This window comes from Flavobacterium ovatum, from assembly GCF_040703125.1.
GTDB classification, from domain to species: domain Bacteria; phylum Bacteroidota; class Bacteroidia; order Flavobacteriales; family Flavobacteriaceae; genus Flavobacterium; species Flavobacterium ovatum.
Genome location: NZ_CP160035.1, coordinates 954,910 through 974,064 on the forward strand (window position 1 = coordinate 954,910; position 19,155 = coordinate 974,064).

19 protein-coding genes and 1 pseudogene are annotated in these 19,155 nt (G+C 36.2%); 13 read left to right on the forward strand and 7 right to left on the reverse strand.

Going from position 1 to position 19,155, the window contains the following annotated elements:
- Positions 1-7: 7 nt before the first annotated feature.
- The 3 genes from ABZP37_RS04260 to ABZP37_RS04270 are packed head-to-tail and all read left to right on the forward strand — an operon-like array spanning position 8 to position 2,139.
- Complete coding sequence (locus ABZP37_RS04260; protein WP_366185898.1) at positions 8-1,273, forward strand: TolC family protein; 1,266 nt, start codon at positions 8-10, stop codon at positions 1,271-1,273.
- A 16-nt stretch (positions 1,274-1,289) separates the two neighbouring features.
- Positions 1,290-1,889, forward strand: coding sequence for a TetR/AcrR family transcriptional regulator (locus tag ABZP37_RS04265; protein WP_366185900.1), 600 nt, complete (start codon positions 1,290-1,292; stop codon positions 1,887-1,889).
- Between the two features lies 1 nt (position 1,890).
- Entirely contained in the window at positions 1,891-2,139 is a 249-nt protein-coding gene (locus ABZP37_RS04270) for a hypothetical protein (protein WP_366185902.1), read from the forward strand.
- Positions 2,140-2,425: 286 nt separating this feature from the next.
- Here ABZP37_RS04270 and ABZP37_RS04275 read toward each other — a convergent pair whose 3' ends face one another.
- From ABZP37_RS04275 to ABZP37_RS04285, 3 genes are all read right to left on the reverse strand, one after another.
- Complete coding sequence (locus tag ABZP37_RS04275) at positions 2,426-2,935, reverse strand: CIA30 family protein (RefSeq protein WP_366187474.1); 510 nt, start codon at positions 2,933-2,935, stop codon at positions 2,426-2,428.
- A 148-nt stretch (positions 2,936-3,083) separates the two neighbouring features.
- Positions 3,084-3,878 carry a nucleotidyl transferase AbiEii/AbiGii toxin family protein gene (locus tag ABZP37_RS04280; protein ID WP_366185903.1) on the reverse strand — a complete coding sequence of 265 codons (795 nt, stop codon included), beginning with the start codon at positions 3,876-3,878 and terminating at the stop codon, positions 3,084-3,086.
- Positions 3,875-4,684 (reverse strand): type IV toxin-antitoxin system AbiEi family antitoxin, encoded by an 810-nt coding sequence (locus ABZP37_RS04285; protein WP_366185904.1) that lies wholly within the window; start codon positions 4,682-4,684, stop codon positions 3,875-3,877. The genes ABZP37_RS04280 and ABZP37_RS04285 overlap by 4 nt, the downstream gene beginning before the upstream one ends.
- Positions 4,685-4,939: 255 nt before the next feature.
- Here ABZP37_RS04285 and ABZP37_RS04290 point away from each other — a divergent pair, with 255 nt between their 5' ends.
- From ABZP37_RS04290 to ABZP37_RS04305, 4 genes and pseudogenes are all read left to right on the forward strand, one after another.
- On the forward strand, positions 4,940-6,043 hold the full coding sequence (locus tag ABZP37_RS04290; protein ID WP_366185905.1) for an MBL fold metallo-hydrolase: 1,104 nt from the start codon (positions 4,940-4,942) through the stop codon (positions 6,041-6,043).
- A gap of 15 nt (positions 6,044-6,058) precedes the next feature.
- Positions 6,059-6,973, forward strand: coding sequence for a helix-turn-helix domain-containing protein (locus tag ABZP37_RS04295; RefSeq protein ID WP_366185907.1), 915 nt, complete (start codon positions 6,059-6,061; stop codon positions 6,971-6,973).
- Between the two features lie 153 nt (positions 6,974-7,126).
- Positions 7,127-7,939, forward strand: a complete 813-nt coding sequence (locus ABZP37_RS04300; protein WP_366185909.1) for an SDR family oxidoreductase — start codon at positions 7,127-7,129, stop codon at positions 7,937-7,939.
- A gap of 327 nt (positions 7,940-8,266) precedes the next feature.
- Positions 8,267-8,587, forward strand: a pseudogene (locus tag ABZP37_RS04305) (cytochrome c); the annotation flags it as partial.
- 1 nt (position 8,588) lies between these two features.
- Here ABZP37_RS04305 and ABZP37_RS04310 read toward each other — a convergent pair.
- From ABZP37_RS04310 to ABZP37_RS04325, 4 genes are all read right to left on the reverse strand, one after another.
- Positions 8,589-9,233 carry an NTP transferase domain-containing protein gene (locus tag ABZP37_RS04310; protein ID WP_366185911.1) on the reverse strand — a complete coding sequence of 215 codons (645 nt, stop codon included), beginning with the start codon at positions 9,231-9,233 and terminating at the stop codon, positions 8,589-8,591.
- Positions 9,223-9,984 carry a xanthine dehydrogenase accessory protein XdhC gene (gene xdhC, locus ABZP37_RS04315; RefSeq protein ID WP_366185913.1) on the reverse strand — a complete coding sequence of 254 codons (762 nt, stop codon included), beginning with the start codon at positions 9,982-9,984 and terminating at the stop codon, positions 9,223-9,225. The genes ABZP37_RS04310 and xdhC overlap by 11 nt, the downstream gene beginning before the upstream one ends.
- Positions 9,985-10,348: 364 nt before the next feature.
- The gene (locus ABZP37_RS04320; RefSeq protein ID WP_366185915.1) at positions 10,349-12,532 is read right to left on the reverse strand and encodes a molybdopterin cofactor-binding domain-containing protein; all 2,184 of its coding nucleotides are present in this window, start codon (positions 12,530-12,532) and stop codon (positions 10,349-10,351) included.
- Positions 12,532-12,993: a (2Fe-2S)-binding protein gene (locus tag ABZP37_RS04325; protein WP_366185917.1), complete on the reverse strand. Its 462-nt coding sequence runs from the start codon at positions 12,991-12,993 to the stop codon at positions 12,532-12,534. Before ABZP37_RS04325 ends, ABZP37_RS04320 begins: the two co-directional genes overlap by 1 nt.
- Before the next feature lie 290 nt (positions 12,994-13,283).
- On the opposite strand from ABZP37_RS04325, the gene ABZP37_RS04330 reads away from it, so the two are divergent.
- From ABZP37_RS04330 to ABZP37_RS04355, 6 genes are all read left to right on the forward strand, one after another.
- The gene (locus ABZP37_RS04330; protein WP_366185919.1) at positions 13,284-13,736 is read left to right on the forward strand and encodes a DUF1569 domain-containing protein; all 453 of its coding nucleotides are present in this window, start codon (positions 13,284-13,286) and stop codon (positions 13,734-13,736) included.
- A 41-nt stretch (positions 13,737-13,777) separates the two neighbouring features.
- Positions 13,778-14,248 carry a methylated-DNA--[protein]-cysteine S-methyltransferase gene (locus tag ABZP37_RS04335; RefSeq protein WP_366187476.1) on the forward strand — a complete coding sequence of 157 codons (471 nt, stop codon included), beginning with the start codon at positions 13,778-13,780 and terminating at the stop codon, positions 14,246-14,248.
- A gap of 59 nt (positions 14,249-14,307) precedes the next feature.
- The gene (locus tag ABZP37_RS04340; RefSeq protein WP_366185921.1) at positions 14,308-15,480 is read left to right on the forward strand and encodes a serine hydrolase; all 1,173 of its coding nucleotides are present in this window, start codon (positions 14,308-14,310) and stop codon (positions 15,478-15,480) included.
- A 4-nt stretch (positions 15,481-15,484) separates the two neighbouring features.
- Positions 15,485-16,198, forward strand: a complete 714-nt coding sequence (locus ABZP37_RS04345; RefSeq protein ID WP_366185922.1) for a 3'-5' exonuclease — start codon at positions 15,485-15,487, stop codon at positions 16,196-16,198.
- 165 nt (positions 16,199-16,363) lie between these two features.
- A complete protein-coding gene (locus ABZP37_RS04350; RefSeq protein ID WP_366185924.1) occupies positions 16,364-17,803 on the forward strand; it encodes a nucleoside recognition domain-containing protein in 1,440 nt (479 codons plus the stop codon).
- A gap of 352 nt (positions 17,804-18,155) precedes the next feature.
- Positions 18,156-18,995: an FKBP-type peptidyl-prolyl cis-trans isomerase gene (locus tag ABZP37_RS04355; protein WP_366185926.1), complete on the forward strand. Its 840-nt coding sequence runs from the start codon at positions 18,156-18,158 to the stop codon at positions 18,993-18,995.
- The last annotated feature ends 160 nt before the right edge of the window (positions 18,996-19,155 follow it).

Sequence of the window (19,155 nt, forward strand, 5' to 3'; positions counted from 1 at the left end):
TATAAAGATGGCAATAGTAGCTTTCACGCTATTGGCTGCCAGCCTTACCACCAACAGCTTTGCTCAGGGGAGAAATCTCTCCCTTGACACTGCTAAAAAAGAGGCTTTATCGAACAATAAAAAAATCAAAAAAGCTAATTCTTCAATCGATGCAGCCACTGCCGCTGAAGTAGGTGCTTTTACAGCTAACAAACCAAGTGTAGAAGCGAGCGCAACTGGCCTAAATGTGGGCAAACCTTTGAGCGCTTTGTTACCAGAGTACAATGCTAGTGTAACCTTGGGTGTAACACAGGTGATTTACGCAGGTGGTAAAATTAATACCGCCAAACAAATTAGTACTGCCGCAGTGGCGCTTTATACGTCACAAAAAACATTGACCAATAACGAAGTGCTTCTTGATGTAGAGACCACTTATTGGCAAATTATCAACGTCAAAGGTAAAATTGATTTGGCCACCAAGTCCAATGCGATGTTGAGTCAATTATTAAAGGATTTAAACAACTCGTACAATGCCGGAATCATCTACAAAAATGATGTTTTGCGTGTGCAAGTACAACTCAATCAAGCGCAATTAAATTTATTGAAAGCGAAAGATGCTTTGACCATTTTAAATTTAAAAATGGCGCAATTAATTGGTTCGAAAGAAACTGAATTTACCATCAAAGATGCTGATATCGAGATTAATGCTATCGAAAGTCAGCTTTCGCAGGAGAACGCGATCGCAAATCGTCCTGAAATTAAAATAATTGAAAAAGCGGTTTCTATCGAAGAATTAAAATCAAAACTACTTGAAGCAGACAGAAAACCTACAGTAGCAATGAACGTAAGCGGATTATACGGTCTGGGCAAAGGAATTAATTTTGCTACGGGTGACAATAATTTTAGTTCGTACTATGCCATGTTGAGCGTGAAAGTTCCCGTTTTTGATTGGGGAGGTCGCAAACAAAAAGTAAAAGAACAGGATTTTAAAGTAGAAGCACAAAAATTTGAATTGGAGCAAACTCAAGAATTAGTAGCTATCGAAATTGCAAATGCAAAACTTGACATGCTTCGTGCCAAAGAGCGTATAGAAATCACTCAAAAATCATTGGCACAAGCAGATGAAAACTTACGCTTAAACAACGACCGTTTTGATGCCGGAACGGTGATAGGAAAAGATGTTCTAGAAGCACAAGTGATGTGGCAAACCGCTTTCTCTGATGTAATTGATGCCAAAGCAGTATTCAAAATTAGCGAAGCCAATTACCAAAAAGCGACTTCAAGTTTAGAATAACATAAAAATAATTGGAATGAAAAACCAAACCAAAAACCTAATATTGAAAAACGCTGCTGTACTTTTTTACAGCAGCGCAATCAACCATGTAACCCTAGATGATATTGCTTCAAAATGTGGGATTTCGAAAAAAACAATCTATAAGTATTTCGAAAACAAAGAAGATTTAGTCATTAAAACGATCCAAAAACAAGCCAAAATACTCAAGAAAAACATCAGTAGAATTCAGCAGAAAGGGCACAATGCCTTAGAGGAATTGATGCATTTTATTACCTACATCAACAAAAAAATGCATCGAGTTTATCCAATGGTCAAAAACGAAATTAAAAAAGGGCCTGCCAATAGCTTTTTTAATGCCATAAATTATAGTGACACTATCATTTTGCAGTTTATTGTCGAAAATATCGAAAACGGCAAACAACAAGGATTATACAAAGAACAAATTGATGCCCAAGAATTTTGTGAGTCTTATGATGTACTTTCAAAAAGCATCTACTTCAACTACTATTTCACGGACCTAAACGTAAAAAAGAAATCATTTGAGTTTGTAAGTTCCTTATTTCTATATGGTTTGGTAACACAATTGGGATTGGATTATTTGCAGCTGACTTTATAAAATGAAAAAATCAAAACTATTAATAACCGGAACTATAGCAGTATTAATGTTGCTTTTGGGGTTGTTAACGCTTACGGAGCCTTTACAAACTACAATTAAAAAGCAATTGGAAGTAGCGAAATTACCTTACCCAGATCTAACCTTATTTATGGCACAATCTAGTTTAATTTTGACGGCAGTGTTAACTCTGGCATTCCTTATTTTATGGAATAAAATTTCCAAAGCAGTTACCTATACACTGTTTTATTAAGCAAACGAAGCTGTTATTCCTGTACTGTTGACTATTTCAGAATTGCAATTCGGGTGCATTCTAATTGTTGAAGGCACAAAAATAATTCCAACCTATAATTTCTTGCAAATCTGCGCGATAGAGTTGTTAATGTTCAATTTTATTTACTATATAATTGTTTAAGAGCGAATTAAACTATCATAATTTCTCATGCTATGAGAATTCAAGCCAAAGTTTATTTCAACTTTGTTTCTTTTTTAGACAGGTAAAATCCATGTAAGCGAAGTTATTTTTGCGATCAACTCCTTTATTTCAATTCTATGCGGTCAATGATGAGTTTAAACTGTTCCATCTTCTTGTTGCCAATCAAAAAAGCAATTTCTTCAAAATGCGCATCCGAAAAATTAGGCTGTTCCAGTGTTCTACCTCTAAAGGCAGGATACATATCTTGAAGCGAAATTTCGATTTCTTCCCACTCTCCCGAAGTCGAAAAAGGAGCAATGAACGAATGTGAATCCCCCGAATTAGTTTTTATCCTAAATTGATATTTTTTGCCATCACCTTTCAGTTTGATAACTATTTTGCTGTATCCTTCTGTTTCTACCTTTGGAAATCGATAGCGAACAGACGAAAAACCACCATTGTTCTCCAGTGAAATGGCACCTTCAAACACACCGAATCCATCCGAATCTAATGTAAAACTACCCGCCGAAACGCCTCCCATCACCACATCATCGACAACGCGCCAATCTTGAATGTTTGATTTTTTTGTAAAATCAAAAAGTAGCTGTGGAGGCATAGAAGAAAATAGTGTCATCATACAAAGAAAGCTTTTCATAGTAATTAGGCTTTTAGTTAGTTAGAATGTTTTGTGAAGGAAGTTTTGAACACGGAAAAATTTCTGCCCTATCGTTGCTAGTAAATCTGAAGTGACGAGTTTAATTTTTTTTCAAAAGTAAACAGTTTTAAATTCTACTAATTATTTTCTCATTTATTGTTTTAAAAGCCAAATCATTATCATAGACTACATCTGGTTTTAAAATGGTATAAATATCATTTCGGAATTCATCATCTTGCATTTTTTCGTTCATGTTGGCTAGCATCATTTTACTAGTTGGGTTCATACCATCCGAAAAATTGATGTATTCTTTGTAGCATTGAATAAGTTTTTCGATATCAATTTCTAATTTTGATAGAGCTAAATCTAAATCGAATAAATCTCTTCCTTTTCTACGTTGGTATAATGCTCTTAATTTCGTTCCTAAAAGTTCTTCTATCGGATAAGTGTTTATCATGCATTTGCCTGAAAACCAACCGTTTTTTACTTCAAATGGAATTTGCTGTAATCCTAGAACTGTAAAATGTTCCCTGCAATTGATTTCAATTTTCAATCGCATAGGTATTATTGGTGCTATTTCGGTTTCAAATCGGTAAGTCGCTGTGTTGTTATGAATACTGGATTCTATTTTACGTTTAGTGCCTAGAAATGAAGCTAAACAATTTCTAATGGCTACTAGAATAGGTTTTATCGGGCCTGCTTTTATTTGCACTAAATCAATATCTTCTGAATATCTTGCTTGTGGTTTTAGAAATAATTTATGTAAAGCGGTTCCGCCTCGAAATGCTAGATTTTCATTTAAAAACGGGTCGGAAAAGATAGCGACGATTGCTCTTTCAATAATTAAGTCTTGTTCTACTTGTCCGTTTTCAGGCCATGGAGCAAATTCTCTCCATTCTTCGATGTATCGTCTTGGAATCATAAATCGTTTTCTATATCTATATTGTTAACAATACGCCACTTTGTATTGACTATTCCTGATTTATTTTTCCCAGGCATTAACAGAATGTTTGTTCCTTTTTTACCAGCTATTAATTTATAAATGACTTGACTTAATTTTTCGTTTTTTAAATCATGCTCCAATAAATAGCCTAATCGTCGAACAGTTGCGGTTTGTGGAAAGTTTTTGGCTGTTTTCGCTAGATTAGCTGGTTTGATTTCTTCCACCAATTCTTTTAGAACTGTAATCACTCTATTCATCCCTAACTTTTCGACATAATACAACAAATCTAAGGCTGTTAATTCTGGACTAGAAACATTGATATAACCGGCATCTGTTTTTATTTGTTTGATATCTTCATGGTTCCATTCGTTTTTTACGAAAAAATTTATTTTTAGCTTTTTATTTTTGATATTTCTTAACGCTGGTTTTTCAGTTATCACAAAGGTTTCCATGGATTGCTGATGTGATGCGCCATGAATTGCGGCTGCTGATAGTAATCCTAGATAGTATTTTCTGTTTAAGGATAGCATCATGTCGTCTAAGTACATGTTGCTGGGAATTACACCATATTTTGAATATTCGGCTGGTAGTAGGGTATAAAAACCTTTTCGAATTTGAACAATTTTATTTTTAGTTTTTAGGCGGTATAAATTTTGAAGAATTGCTTTATCAGTTGTGTCAAAGTTATCCTTTAATTCCTCTAACGTAAATGCATATCTCCCTTTAGCTCTAACACTTTCTATATATTCCTCTAAATAATTATATGTTTGAACTCCTTTTTTCACTATATTATTTCATTTGCTATTTACTACACAATGTGTAGTGTTACGCAAATATAATATATCTTATTTTAAATCATTTATTTCTTTATTAAAAGTTTTATCTTTTTAATTTCCTTAAGCATTGAACCATAAAACCACCAATTTCAGCAATAAGCATACAACGAAAAGTAATTAGTATACAGCTACAAGCCATAATTCGTCTAATTTTGTCTTATAATAATTGAGAACAAAATGTTGAAACGAATTATAAAAAGAATTATGATACTAACGCTCCTAATAATTAGCCTTTTGGTAGTTGTATATTTGGCTTTTACCAACTTCTATCCCAATTTTGGAGGAGATGTTTCGAAAGAAAAACAGCTCGTGTACCAAAAATCGGCACAGTACAAAAACGGAAAATTCAATAATACCAAGGCCGTTCCCAAAGAACTTAGCTTTTCGGAAAAGTTGGATATTGCCTATTATTTTTTTACTACCAAAGTAAAAAATGGCCGACCAAAAGAAGATTTGAAAGTCCAAAAAATCGATTCGATTGACGTAGCCGATTACAAAGGCAAAGCACGATTGGTATGGTTTGGACATTCAGCTTTCTTGTTACAAATAGAAGGCAAAACGATTTTGCTAGACCCTATGTTTGGCAAAGTCGCAGCACCGCACCCAATGCTTGGTGCCGACCGTTTTAATGCCGACCGGCCTATTGCTATCGAAAAACTACCGCACATAGACGCCGTGATTTTCTCGCACGACCATTACGACCATTTGGATTATGAAACGGTCATGAAAATAAAAGACAAAACGAAACACTTTTATACACCGCTAGGAGTAGGAGAACACCTAAAAGCCTGGGGAATTGAAACTTCCAAAATATCTGAATTGGATTGGTGGCAAGAAATCCAATTTGATAGCTTAACTTTGGTATGTACGCCAGCGCAACATTTTTCGGGTCGAAAGTTAAACAATGGGCAAAGTACGTTATGGAGTTCGTGGGTAATTCAGTCCAAAAATGAGTCAATATATTTTAGTGGTGACAGTGGTTATGCATCGCATTTCAAAGAAATCGGCGATAAATACGGCCCTTTCGATTTGGCTCTAATGGAATGTGGGCAATACAACGACAAATGGTCCGACATACACATGATGCCCGAAGAAACAGCTCAAGCAGGAGTTGATGTTCAAGCCAAAAAGATAATGCCAATACATTGGGGAGGTTTCAAACTGGCAATGCACGATTGGAAAGACCCAATCAACCGAGTACAAGCCAAAGCCATAGAACTAAATCTAGAGGTAATCACGCCCAAAATCGGCCAAGAAATTCTAGTACAAGGAAACAGTACGTACAGCGATTGGTGGCAAAATTTATAATTTTATTCGAAAGCTATGAAGGAAATCATCACTATAAATACCATCTCTGAACTGCATGACTTTTTTGGTTTGGAAAAGCCAAAGCATCCACTCGTTTCGGTGGTTCGCTTGGCCAAAGAGTTGAAAGATTTAGAAATTGAAAAATTCAAATATTCTGTAGGATTGTACCAAATTAGTTTAAAAGACAATTGCCCTTTTACCATCACCAATTACGGCAGGAATTCCTATGATTACCAAGAAGGTTCGATGATTTTTATGGGGCCGAATCAAGTTTTGGAAGTCGAAAAACAAAATGTAAACCGCGAAGATACTGGCTGGAGTATTGTTTTTCACCCGGATTTAATTCGAAAATCAACTTTAGGAAAGCAAATCGATAAGTATTCTTTTTTTGAGTATTCATCGAATGAAGCATTACATCTTTCAGACGAAGAGCGCAAAACGGTGACTGAAATTGCCTTGAAAATTGAACGCGAATACAACAGTAATATCGATGCGCACAGTCAGACTTTAATCATTTCGAATATAGAACTGTTACTCAATTACTGTTTACGATTCTACGACCGTCAGTTTTTTACCCGTACCAATCTGAATCAGGATTTTGTGAGTCAATTTGAGCAAGTAATAAAGGAATATTACAAAGCCAATAAACAAATCGAATTGGGAATTCCAACAGTCCAATATTGCGGAGAAGCGATGAACATGTCACCCAAATATTTAAGTGATTTGTTGCGAAAAGAAACGGGTCAAAGTACACAAGACCATATCCATCAATTCATTATTGAAAAGGCCAAAAACCAATTGCTCAATTCAAAAGAAAGCGCTAGCGAAATCGCCTATGCCTTGGGATTTGAATATCCGCAGTACTTTAGTAAAATGTTCAAAAAGAAAACGGCTATGAGCCCGAACGAGTATAGGCAAAGCTTGAATTAAATAGCTCTGTATCTGAATATAAATAGTCCCCTTTTTTACCTTAACTACTTGTTGCTTTTGCCTGTTACACATGGTTATAAGTACAGATGACTATTGCAGCATTTCAACTGCTAAACATTAGAAGAAAAAACTAAAATTTAAAACAATACTATTATGAAAAAAACAATTTTTATAACCGGAGCTTCCTCTGGTTTAGGAAAAGCAGCGGCTTTGCTTTTTGCGAAAAATAACTGGAATGTTATCGCCACCATGAGAACACCAGAGAACGAAACAGAACTCGCTGAAGTAGCAAACATAACGCTTTTGCCATTGGATGTTACCGACAACGAGCAAATTCAAGAGACTGTAAAAAACGCCTTAGCAATTGGCAAAATAGATGTGGTTTTTAACAATGCAGGCTACGGACTAGCAGGCCCATTTGAAGGAGCTACAGATGACCAATTAACAAACCAATTGAACACCAATCTTTTGGGAGTGATGCGCGTAACACAGCAATTTTTGCCACATTTTAGAGAAAACAAAGCAGGTACATTGATAACCACAACCTCCATAGGTGGTTTGATAACCTTTCCGTTTTTTTCGGTATATCACGCTACAAAATGGGCGTTAGAAGGCTGGAGCGAAAGTCTAGCGTTTGAACTAAAAGAGTTTGGAATAACAGTGAAAACCGTTTCACCAGGCGGAATTGCTACTGATTTTGCGAGCCGTTCCTTGGTTATGACACAAAACGAAGCTTATGACGAACAATTGAATAATGTACTGTCGGTTTTTATGGATCCAGAAAAAGCCAAAGATTATTCTACAGCTGAACAAATTGCAGCTGTCGTTTATGAAGCCGCTACCGATGGAAAATCAACTTTAAGATATGTTGCTGGAACAGATGCCAAGCAAATGTACGCACAACGAATTGCCGTTGGCGAAGAAGCATTTAGACAAGGAATTGAGCAAGTGTTTTATAAAAAGTAAATAATTAGAAATTCCTCCAAAAAATAATAATGCTTTTTGGGGGATTTTTCTAAAAAGTAAGTATTCGAATTGCAAATGTTTAGAATTTTTGCTTTTAAGCGAGGTAATTGATTTGTTTAAAATTACCTTTCGATAAATGAAAATTATCCATCTGTTCCTTGTTGAAAGCAATGGCTTAGTTTTTGAGTTATTTATTTTACAATAAAAAACAACCATTCAAACGGCATAAACATTATGAAAAATTACATTTTAGGATTAGCAGTTCTAGCCTTTATCAGTTTTAGTTTTACAGCTCCAACCGAATATATCGACATCAAGGCAAAACCTGAACAAGATATAAACAACGGGAAATCGATTTACAACAAAGTATGTATGTCCTGCCATCAAATGACGGGTGCAGGAATTCCGGGTGCGTTTCCACCTTTGGCAAAATCGGATTACCTCAATGCAGATGTAAACCGAGCAATCAAGCAAGTGATCAATGGTTCTAATGGTCCAATGACGGTAAACGGAAAAAAATATAATATTCCGATGCCAAAACAAGATTTAACAGATCAACAGATAGCAGACGTTTTGACGTATGTGTACGCTAGTTGGGGAAATAACAAATCGGTGGTGACACCAGAAATGGTGAAGAAATTAAGATAAATTATCGAATAGTTACTTCTGCTGATTGAGTATAATTTTCCCAATCTTCAGGCGTATTGAGATTAAAAACTACAGAAGAATCCTGAACTGCAATCACACTGCAATGTTTAGGGTTCTTTTTTTTGATTTGAAGGTCCAATCTTGAGGTTTCGTCCATTAGATCCAATTTCAATAAAGGATTCCAAAACTTGGGTAATAACTGAATCGGATGGCCATTTTTACCCTCAAATTGTGGTTGTACAATGGCGTTGGAGGTTGCAATGATGTTTTCCAACTCGGCTGTGTTCAAAAGTGGCACGTCAATCGGTTGAATCAAAACCGCTTGTTTCTTTGGGATCTGCGCCAAAACGGCTTGTAAAGTGGAGAAGGATCCATTTTCGGGCGTGCTGTTAATTACTACTTTAATTTTTAAATCATTGTACGTTATATAACGATCTTGGGCGTCTTTGAACCAAGGTACTACACAAAAATAATCTTCATAGCAATGTCCTAGTCCAATATAAACTGTTTTGATAGTTGAATTGGCAATTCGATTGAGTTGCTCCAATATCCAAACCGTTTGATTGTGTACCAATAATCCTTTAGGGAAGCCCATTCTCTCTGATTTTCCCCCTGCCAATAGCACAAAAACTGCTTTATCTTTCATAATATACTTTCAATAATTCAGAGGCAACGCTGATGGCAATTTCTTTGGGAGTATTTCCTCCCAAGTCTAGCCCAATTGGGCAATGTACAGGCGCAATACCCTCTTTCATTCCTAATTCTTTAATAAGCATCGAATTGAATCTGCTTTTTTTGGTTTTGCTGCCAATCAATCCAATGTATTTGGTTTGGGATACCAATGCCAAAGCAGTTATTTCAAAATCCAATTTGTGGTCGTGGGTCATGATAACGGCATAGCAATTTTCGCCCCAACCCACCGTTTGTTTGTAAAGGTCAAACGGTTCATTATGGTAGGTTATTGTCTTGTCTACCGTTAAATTTTCTTGCCAATTTTCTCTAGTGTCGTACAAATGAACCTCAAAAGGAGTATCCTTCATAATGTCGCAAAGGGCAACGCCAATGTGGCCTGCGCCAAATAAATGCAATTCGGGAGACTGATTCATAGGTTCTATTAATAAAGCTACTTTTCCGCCACAACATTGTTCAAATTCGGGCCCCAAAGTATAGCTAAAATGTTTTGTTTTATTCTCTTCAATGGCCTTTACCGCTTCGTCAATAACTTGAAATTCGAGTTTTCCGCCGCCAATGGTGCCATAAAATTCTTTTTGATTGACTACAATCATTTTTGCGCCCAGTCGGCATGGGGCAGAACCTATAATGTGGGTCACCGTTACCAAAGCCACCGGAGTATTTTTGGTTTTAAAATTGTGTAATAAGGCAAGCCAATTGTTCATTTAAGGATTGTTTGGTATAAATTATTTTTTTAACCTTCAAGAAATTAGAGAATTCAGGCTTAATGAATCTTAATTTCTTAATGGTTTGAATTTTCAAAGCCTTAAAATTGTGTAATTACTTAGTACTGCTATTTTTTATAATTAATTGCCTCCAGCTTTAGCTGGGGGTGAAATTGGCATTATTTAAAATGGGCTTTAGCCAAATAAAACAATGATTTTGGCTAAAGCCTTTTTATATTCCTCACTTTTTCTCCAGCTAAAGCTGGAGCCAATTGATAAATAGTATACAGTTTAATAACTACAAAATTGCCAATAGTGTTTAGCTTTGATGTAGGACAACTAAATTAAGAAAAGGTTTAAAAGATTAAACCAATTCATAATCTGTCAACGGTAGATTGCGGTAGCGTTTACCGGTCAGTTTGAAAATTGCGTTTACAATAGCAGGAGCAATCACTGGAACTCCAGGTTCTCCTACACCGGTTGGAAGTTCGTTACTGTCCACTATTTCGACCTCAATTTTTGGTCCTTCATTCATTCGAACCATACGGTAATCACCAAAATTACTTTGCTCAATAGCTCCGTCTTTGGCGGTTATTTTTCCGTAAAATGCGAGTGACATTCCAAATATTGCCGCACCTTCCATTTGTGCGGTAACCGTATTTTTGTTGATTACAGTTCCACAATCAATCACGGTAGTTATTTTATTAATTTTAATCAAACCATCTACCATCGAAACTTCGACAACAGAAGCTACATAGGATAAAAAACTGTATTGAACGGCCAATCCTTGTGCGTGACCTTTAGGAAGTGGTTTTCCCCAGCCTGCATTTTCGGCTGCTTTTTTCAATACATTTTTCAATCGTGCAGTGCTGAATTTGATGCCATTTTTAGCGCCAGAAACGCGGTCTTCACCTATAAGTTTTAAATTAAAAGCCAATGGGTCTTGGTTTGCAGCATGAGCCAATTCGTCCTTAAAAACATTGATGGCATACCCATGCGGAATATTTATGACAGAACGCAACCACCCAATGCGAACCTTTGCAGGAGCTTGTCCAATTTCGACTTGGAAATTTTTAATATCGAAAGGCGCTTCGGTAGCAGAGGATAATTCGCCACCATTAGGATAATCTGAGGTAGGGTCAAAAGTCGATTTGATAGGAGGGAATGCAAATCGGTGCAACCATCCTGTTACATTTCCATCCTTGTCCAAAGATGCTTTCATATATTGTGCACTCACGGTATGGTAATAACCGTGTTGTGTTTCGTCTTCTCTGGTCCAAACCACTTGAACGGGTCCTTTGATGGTTTTAGAAATCATAGCTGCCTCAAGGACATAATCGGGTTTTGATTTTCGACCAAAACCACCCCCTAGTAAAGTGATGTTGATGATGACTTTTTCATCGTCAAATCCCAAATAATTTTTAACTTCTGCGTGAGCGGCTTGTGGATTTTGCGTAGGACACCAAACTTCGCAACTGTCCTCCTTGACCCAAGCAACTGCATTAGGCACTTCCATAGGAGCATGTGATAAATGCGGTAATTGGTAGGTGCTTTCGATTACTTTTGCGGAAGCGTTAAAAGCGGCTTCGATATCACCTCTGGTTTTGCTTACCACTCCCGGTTTATGAACGTTTTCGGTCAACATTTCCATGTATTTTTCCGAGTCGTAATCGGCATTTTTACCGTTGTCCCATTCGATAATCAAAGCTTCTTTTCCTTTGAAAGCAGCCCAAGTATTGGAAGCAATGACAACCACTCCGCCCAAGGCACCAAAAGGTGTTTTAACTCGAGCTATTTCAAATACTGCTTCGACACCCTGAATTTTCATGGCTTCGGTTTTGTCGAATGATTTGACCGTTCCAAAAGTGACGGGACAACGAGCTACAGCGGCAAATTTCATATTGGGTAAACGGAAATCAAGTCCGAAAACGGCACTTCCGTTAGCGTATTTTTCGACATCAACGCTTCTTAGGTTTTTACCTATGAATTTGAAATTTTTAGGATCTTTTAGGACACTATCTTTTGGTGCTTCGATAGTTTTGGCAATTTCGACCAAATCTCCAAAGCCTATTTTTTTACCACTGGTATGTACTATAAAATGATTTGCAGCATGACAGTCAGATTCGGGCACATTCCATTTTTTGGCTGCAGCCGAAATCAAAATCATCTTAGTCGTCGCTCCCATTTTTCGCATGGTTTCGTATAAATAGCGTACCGAACGAGAACCGTCGGTATTTTGATCGCCGTATTTTTTGTGTCCAATGGCTTGTTTTACGCTCACTCTATTCCAGTCGGCTTCCATTTCGTCTGCAATGACAGAAGTTAGCGAAGTGCGAACACCATTTCCCATTTCAGAACGAGAAGCGATTAAAACCAAACTGCCGTCGGGATGTAATTCGACAAATAAATTGGGTTGAAAAGCACCTGCCAGAACGTTTTCGGTTTCATTGGCAAACAAAGACAAATGAGAACCAATGATCAATGCGCCTGATGTTAATCCTATATTTTTTATAAATGATCTCCTGCTGAGGTTTTGAATATCGCCCATTATTTCTGTTGTTTTTTAAGTTCAACGGTATGATGAATAGCTTTTTTGATGCGTTGGTAGGTACCACAACGGCAAATATTTCCGCTCATGGCATCATCGATATCTTGGTCAGTAGGATTGTTATTTGAATTTAATAGGGAAGTAGCAGCGATTAACTGTCCGGGTTGGCAAAATCCGCATTGCGGCACATTGAATTCGGCCCACGATTTTTGGAGTAATTGCAAGTTAGGAGTAGTACCTTCAATAGTGGTAATTTCTTTGCCAATGGCTTCAGAAATAGGTGTCAAACAAGAATAAGTAACTTGGTCATCAATGAATATTTTGCAAGCTCCACAAGCGCCTATACCACAACCATATTTAGTCCCGGTAAGTCCTAAATTATCTCGTAAAGCCCATAATAAAGGCATATCTGGAGAAGCCTCAAGGGTGTGTTTCTTTTTGTTAACAACTAATGTAATCATACCTAACTCGTTTAAATTTTAAGAAAGGTACAATTTAATCTTTTTTTGAAGTTTTAAATAGGAGAATTTTACCTTGTTTTAAGAGTAATTTACCATTTAAGACTATAATTTTAAATTATTGCCCTAGATTTAAAGGGGGGTTATACCGTAAAGCATAGTAAGTCTTAAACAAAACTCATTTTTGAATAATGGGGATTTTAATTTTAAAACATAAAAAAGTCTGGTATAATTGAAAAGTTTATCTTTGACTTGATAGAAAATTTTGATCATGCATCTATAAACTATTTGAAATGAAAAATATATTTGACCAAACTGTTGTTGCAGAATTAGAAAAGCGTATCAATCAATTACAATCTACTACGAGTCCAATTTGGGGGAAAATGAATGTTGCTCAAATGTTGGCACATTGCAATGTAACTTATGAATTAGTTTATGAAGATAAACATGAAAAACCAAAAGGGTTTAAAAAGTGGTTACTCAAAACTTTCGTAAAAAAAATCGTGGTTAGTGAAAAACCATATTCTAAAAATAGTCGTACAGCGCCTGTTTTTATTGTAGCAACGGATAAGGATTTTGAATCGGAAAAAACTAGATTGTTACAGTATATCCATAAATCGCTAGAATTAGGAGAAATACACTTTGAAGGTAATGAATCCCATTCCTTTGGCGCATTGAATCAAGATGAATGGAATAATATGTTCTACAAACACTTAGATCATCACTTAACGCAATTTGGTGTGTAACTAGAACATGTTTATACTAGTAAATATTTTAGAGTCAAATGATGGAAATAGTATATATAAAAACTCCTATGGGAATTGCCAAAATTACAGGAGACGAAAGTGGAGTTGCTTCCATTTCTATTTCTGATGAAGGAGTTATTTCTAATGATATTCCGTCTGTATTACAAGAAGCTGTTCAACAATTAACCGACTATTTTGAAGGCAAAAGAACCAATTTCGATTTAAAACTCAATCCAAAAGGAACCGATTTTCAACAGAAAGTGTGGCGAGTATTACAAAATATTCCGTTTGGAAAAACAATGTCCTATCTCGAGTTATCTCAAAAACTAGGCGATGTCAAAGCCGTTCGAGCCGTAGCGGCTGCCAATGGGAAAAATCCTTTGTGGATTGTGGTTCCTTGCCATCGAGTGATCGGCTCTGATGGTTCACTCACTGGTTATGCGGGTGGATTAGGTCGAAAAATGTGGTTGTTGGAGCATGAAAATCCTTCCTCACAACAAAGTTTGTTTTGAATTTAATCAAATCATTATTTTTTCGCTAAATTCGTGTCAAACCTACAATCTTTGCAATTATGAATGGGCTTAAAAAATTCCTCCTGCGTTTCTTTGGATTGCTGTTTATAATCGTCTTATTACTTTATATTTTCAAAGTAGATTATTTGTTAAAAGCGGTGCAAACAATCTACCTCAATGGCCATAAAACAGCTTTTTTGGAAGATTATAAATACTTCGACAATACCATAATCGAAAAAAGTGCCGTGGCTCAGCCTTGGAATATTGCCAAAGATTGCAATCAAGTCAAAGCTACTGAAACCTTAGAGAAACTGCATCAAAAAATAGGTACAGTTGCTTTTCTTATTATCAAAAAAGATAGTATTTGGCACGAAAGCTATTATGATAATTACAATAAAGATAGTCAGTCGAATTCTTTTTCGATGGCAAAGAGCATTGTTTCGGCCGCTCTGGGAAAGGCAATTATGGAAGGTGAAATCCAAAGTTTAGATCAAAAAGTATCCGACTTTTTTCCTGTTTTCAAAGAAGGAAAGTCCGCCAATATGACGGTGGGTGATTTGTCTTCTATGGCGTCTGGTCTCAATTGGCACGAATCGTATTATGATCCTTTCTCGATTACTACTCAAGCCTATTTTGACCCCAATTTGTATGATTTGACTTTGGGTTTAAAGGGAATTGACGAGCCTGGAAAAAGCTATAAATACCTAAGTGGAAACACCCAACTCTTGGCCATGTGTATCGAAAAAGCCACTGGTCAAAAATTGACCGATTTTGTTTCGCAATCTTTTTGGAAACCAATGGGAGCAGAAAGTGAAGCACTTTGGCAAACCGATTCACCCAACGGATTAGTAAAAGCCTATTGCTGTATCGCTAGCAATGCCAGAGATTTTGCCCGTTTTGGAAAATTATATTTGCAACATGGAAAATGGAATGGAGAACAGATTCTAGACAGTGATTTTGTCGAAAAATCAGTAACTCCAAGATTCAAAGAATCGCCTCAATACGGTTATGGTTGGTGGTTGAGTAGTTTCAACAACAAAAAAATATTTTACATGCGAGGTCATTTGGGGCAATATGTGATTGTGATTCCAGAGGACGATTTGATTATTGTGCGTTTAGGACATCACGATATTAAAAGCACAAAAGGTTTACCGCAGACAGATGATTTTACGGTTTACCTAGAAGAATCCTATAAAATGCTCGAACAAGAAAAAGTACCATCCAAAAACTAAGGTTATGATTGAAAAAATAAATCTAAATAATATTCTATTTCTGGATATTGAAACCGTTCCAGAAAATGCCGATTTCAATGAGTTGGATGGCGATATGCAAGCCTTGTACGAGCAAAAAACGCAATACCAACGCAAAGACGATTTCACGCCAGAAGAATATTACGATCGTGCCGGAATTTGGGCTGAGTTCGGAAAAATTGTTTGTATCTCGGTTGGTTTTTTTGTGATTAAGGGAGATATCCGCAATTTTAGAGTGACCTCTTTTTTTGGAGACGAAAAGAAGCTTTTAAACGATTTCAATAATCTACTTAACAATTACTTCAACGGGCCACAACACGTCATTTGTGGACATAATGCCAAGGAATTTGATATTCCTTTTTTAGCAAGACGTATGATTATTAATTCTATTTCGATACCAAACAAACTGAATTTATTTGGCAAAAAACCATGGGAGATTCCGCATCTTGATACTTTGGAGTTGTGGAAGTTTGGCGATTACAAGCATTATACGTCTCTGAAATTATTGTGTAAAATCCTCGGGATTCCATCTCCAAAAGGAGATATAGATGGCAGTCAAGTGGGTCATGTTTTTTATGTGGATAAGGATATCGACCGCATCGTAACCTATTGCGAAAAAGATACCATTGCCGTAGCGCAGATCTTTCTTCGATTACGACGAGAGGATTTGTTGATCGAGGAGGAGATTATCCATGTGTAAATTTGCCACAAAGGCGCGAAGTCTCAAAGTTTTGTTGGTATTCCTTTTGAATAGTTAGATCGTGTAGTCGTTAAATAGTAAAGTATATTTTTTCTTTGTGTACTTTGCGGAAACCCTTTGTGTACTTTGCGGTTAAATATTTACATTTACAAAAAATAAAAAAATATGGTTTTAAGTAGATTTTGGTTAGCTATTTTTATTTCGTCGATTGCTTTTATTGTGGTGAGTTTATTTACTGCCAATACTTATACTATTGATTTTGTTTTGAATGGTCAAAAGGGAGAGCCTGTTTTGGTTTCTGAAAAGTATCTCGAAGACCTTCCTGTTTTCCTAAAAGACAGTATCATGGCTTCTCCAGAAAGCACTTTTATAGTCAACCGTGATCTTTCAAACCCTGATACGACTTATGTTTACAAAAATAAAACCGTAAAAATTTTTAGTGGGACTCAAAAATCAGATGGATTATTGCCAACTTGTAAAAGTACTTTGGTAGATATTGTCTTGCCTTTAATCGCTTATTTAGCTTTTTTCTGCGGCTTGATGGAACTTTTAATTATTTCTGGAGCTTCAGGCAAACTGGCTACGGTATTAAGTCCGGTGTTTGTAAAAGTGTTTCCATCTATTCCAAAAAACCATCCTTCTATTTCGTATATGACTTTGAATTTTGCTGCCAATTTCTTGGGATTAGATTCGGCTGCAACGCCTTTTGGATTGAAAGCCATGGAGAGTTTACAAGAACTCAACCCCGATAAAGACCGAGCCAGTGATGCGCAAATTATGTTTATGTGTTTACATGCTTCGGGACTGACATTGATAGCGACTTCAATCATTGGGTACCGTGCTGCTGCAGGTGCTGCAAACCCAGCCGATGTGATGCTGCCTTGTATTATTACCTCTTTTATTGGTACTATTGCTGCTTTCTTAATTGTGGGTATTAAGCAAAAAATTAATTTTAAAAGTGCTTCTTTAGTGGGCGCTTTGATGGCTTTAATTGGTGCTATAGTAGGTTTGTTGATGTATGTAAACCAATTGGACTTAATCGGAAAAAACTATTTTACCAATAATCTTTCTGGTCTAATCTTAGTCGGAATTATTGCTTTTACCTTGATTTTTTCATTCAAACATGAGAAGAAATTTACTGCTGCTAGCACGACGGTTTTTGATTCTTTTGTAGTTGGAGCTAATAATGGAGTAAAAACAGGAGTTGTTATCTTTCCATATGTTTTGGGGATGTTGGTAGCGATCTCTTTGTTTAGAAATAGTGGTTTATTCGAAATTATTAGCAACGGTCTAGGTTTTGTATTTTCAAATCTAGGGGTAAACAAAGGCATTGTTGATGCGTTGCCAGTGGCGTTGCTAAGACCGTTTAGTTCTGCGGGTTCAAGAGGGTTTTTACTGGATTCGATGAGTACTTTTGGAGCGGATTCTTTGACAGGACGTTTGAGTAGTATTTTTCAATGTAGTGCCGAAAGTACATTTTATGTAATTGCGGTTTACTTTGGTTCGGTAAACATCAAAAACACACGTTATGCGCTAGGAACTATGCTTTTGGTAGATGTGATTTGTGTGATAACGGCTATATTTGTAGCAAGCTGGTTCTTTTAAATAGTAAAACGGTAGGCTTACAAGCTTAAAATATGCTGTAAAATTAGGTTGTTTACTAGATTTTTACTTCATTTGAGTTACTAATCACATAAACTTAACAAAATGTCAAAATACACCAAATACATTGCTATAGCTTTAGTTATTTTATTTTTGCTTACGAGCGTTCTGCTTTAACGTTTATCAATTGCAGAGGATATTTGTCTCTAAGCGAGTTGAGCTAAAGTAGAAAATTTATCGAGGAATATTAAAAGCTACCAATTTTAAATAATTTGTAGCTTTTTTTGTGAAATCGAATTAATCTTTATCATTTCAAAAAACTATATTTGCTACCCCTAATTCTTAAAATTTATATATGAAATATTCTTTATTAGCTATTGTTGCCTTGCTATTTATGTCTTGTTCTAAAGACGATGTGTCTCCTCCTTATGATTATTCTATAGAAAACGAAGCTGAAATAAAAGCGTATGTTGAAGCAAACAATCTTAATGCTACAAGAACAGCTTCTGGTTTGTATTATGTCATTAATGTAGAGGGAACAGGGAAACAACCCACCGTGACTTCAAATGTGACGGTATCCTACAAGGGGTATTATACAGATAAAAAGGTGTTCGGAGAAAGTATAGACAAAGGTTTTTCGGCCAATTTACAAGGACTAATCCAAGGATTTGCTGAGGGAATTCCATTTTTTAAAGAAGGAGGAGAAGGAATCCTTTTAATACCTGCACATCTCGCCTACGGTAGTTATGACAATCAGGGTACTCCAGCCGGATCTGTTTTGATTTTTGAAATCAAACTAATTTCGGTTGAATATAGCGCAGAAAATGATGCTGCAATTGTAAAATACCTTGCGGATAATCAACTTACTGCTGCCAAAACGGCTTCTGGTTTATATTATATAATTAGTGACGAAGGAACCGGAGCTCAACCTACAGCGACTTCAAATGTGACAGTGGAATACAAAGGATATTATACTGATAAAACTGTTTTTGGGCAAAGCAGTAGTGGTGGTGCTACTTTTGGGTTGCAGAATGTTATAAAAGGTTGGACTGAAGGAATTCCGTATTTTAAAGCTGGTGGAAGCGGTATTTTATTAATCCCTGCGACTTTAGGCTACGGAAGTGCTGATTATAATGGCATTCCAGCGGGTTCTGTTTTAATTTTTGATATCAAGTTAATTAAGGTGAATAATTGATTTACGTTTAAAATAAAATTAAAAAAGCTACAGAAAATGATATCTGTAGCTTTTTTAGTTTTCAGTTGTTTCCTAATCAACACCCATGTTCAGGGTACATCATTTAACATTTTTTAAAAATTCCTTGAAATAAATCGACCTCAATTCTTAGATGTAATTG

What these genes read in the sequence shown, in the direction of transcription:
- ABZP37_RS04350 (WP_366185924.1), top strand. Translation starts at nt 16,364, where the DNA reads ATGGTTTTAAGTAGATTTTGGTTAGCTATTTTTATTTCGTCGATTGCT.
- ABZP37_RS04290 (WP_366185905.1), top strand. Translation starts at nt 4,940, where the DNA reads ATGATACTAACGCTCCTAATAATTAGCCTTTTGGTAGTTGTATATTTG.
- xdhC (WP_366185913.1), bottom strand. Translation starts at nt 9,984, where the DNA reads ATGAACAATTGGCTTGCCTTATTACACAATTTTAAAACCAAAAATACT.
- ABZP37_RS04325 (WP_366185917.1), bottom strand. Translation starts at nt 12,993, where the DNA reads ATGATTACATTAGTTGTTAACAAAAAGAAACACACCCTTGAGGCTTCT.
- ABZP37_RS04335 (WP_366187476.1), top strand. Translation starts at nt 13,778, where the DNA reads ATGGAAATAGTATATATAAAAACTCCTATGGGAATTGCCAAAATTACA.
- ABZP37_RS04280 (WP_366185903.1), bottom strand. Translation starts at nt 3,878, where the DNA reads ATGATTCCAAGACGATACATCGAAGAATGGAGAGAATTTGCTCCATGG.
- ABZP37_RS04320 (WP_366185915.1), bottom strand. Translation starts at nt 12,532, where the DNA reads ATGGGCGATATTCAAAACCTCAGCAGGAGATCATTTATAAAAAATATA.
- ABZP37_RS04270 (WP_366185902.1), top strand. Translation starts at nt 1,891, where the DNA reads ATGAAAAAATCAAAACTATTAATAACCGGAACTATAGCAGTATTAATG.
- ABZP37_RS04300 (WP_366185909.1), top strand. Translation starts at nt 7,127, where the DNA reads ATGAAAAAAACAATTTTTATAACCGGAGCTTCCTCTGGTTTAGGAAAA.
- ABZP37_RS04340 (WP_366185921.1), top strand. Translation starts at nt 14,308, where the DNA reads ATGAATGGGCTTAAAAAATTCCTCCTGCGTTTCTTTGGATTGCTGTTT.
- ABZP37_RS04295 (WP_366185907.1), top strand. Translation starts at nt 6,059, where the DNA reads ATGAAGGAAATCATCACTATAAATACCATCTCTGAACTGCATGACTTT.
- ABZP37_RS04355 (WP_366185926.1), top strand. Translation starts at nt 18,156, where the DNA reads ATGAAATATTCTTTATTAGCTATTGTTGCCTTGCTATTTATGTCTTGT.
- ABZP37_RS04345 (WP_366185922.1), top strand. Translation starts at nt 15,485, where the DNA reads ATGATTGAAAAAATAAATCTAAATAATATTCTATTTCTGGATATTGAA.
- ABZP37_RS04275 (WP_366187474.1), bottom strand. Translation starts at nt 2,935, where the DNA reads ATGACACTATTTTCTTCTATGCCTCCACAGCTACTTTTTGATTTTACA.
- ABZP37_RS04330 (WP_366185919.1), top strand. Translation starts at nt 13,284, where the DNA reads ATGAAAAATATATTTGACCAAACTGTTGTTGCAGAATTAGAAAAGCGT.
- ABZP37_RS04310 (WP_366185911.1), bottom strand. Translation starts at nt 9,233, where the DNA reads ATGAAAGATAAAGCAGTTTTTGTGCTATTGGCAGGGGGAAAATCAGAG.
- ABZP37_RS04265 (WP_366185900.1), top strand. Translation starts at nt 1,290, where the DNA reads ATGAAAAACCAAACCAAAAACCTAATATTGAAAAACGCTGCTGTACTT.
- ABZP37_RS04260 (WP_366185898.1), top strand. Translation starts at nt 8, where the DNA reads ATGGCAATAGTAGCTTTCACGCTATTGGCTGCCAGCCTTACCACCAAC.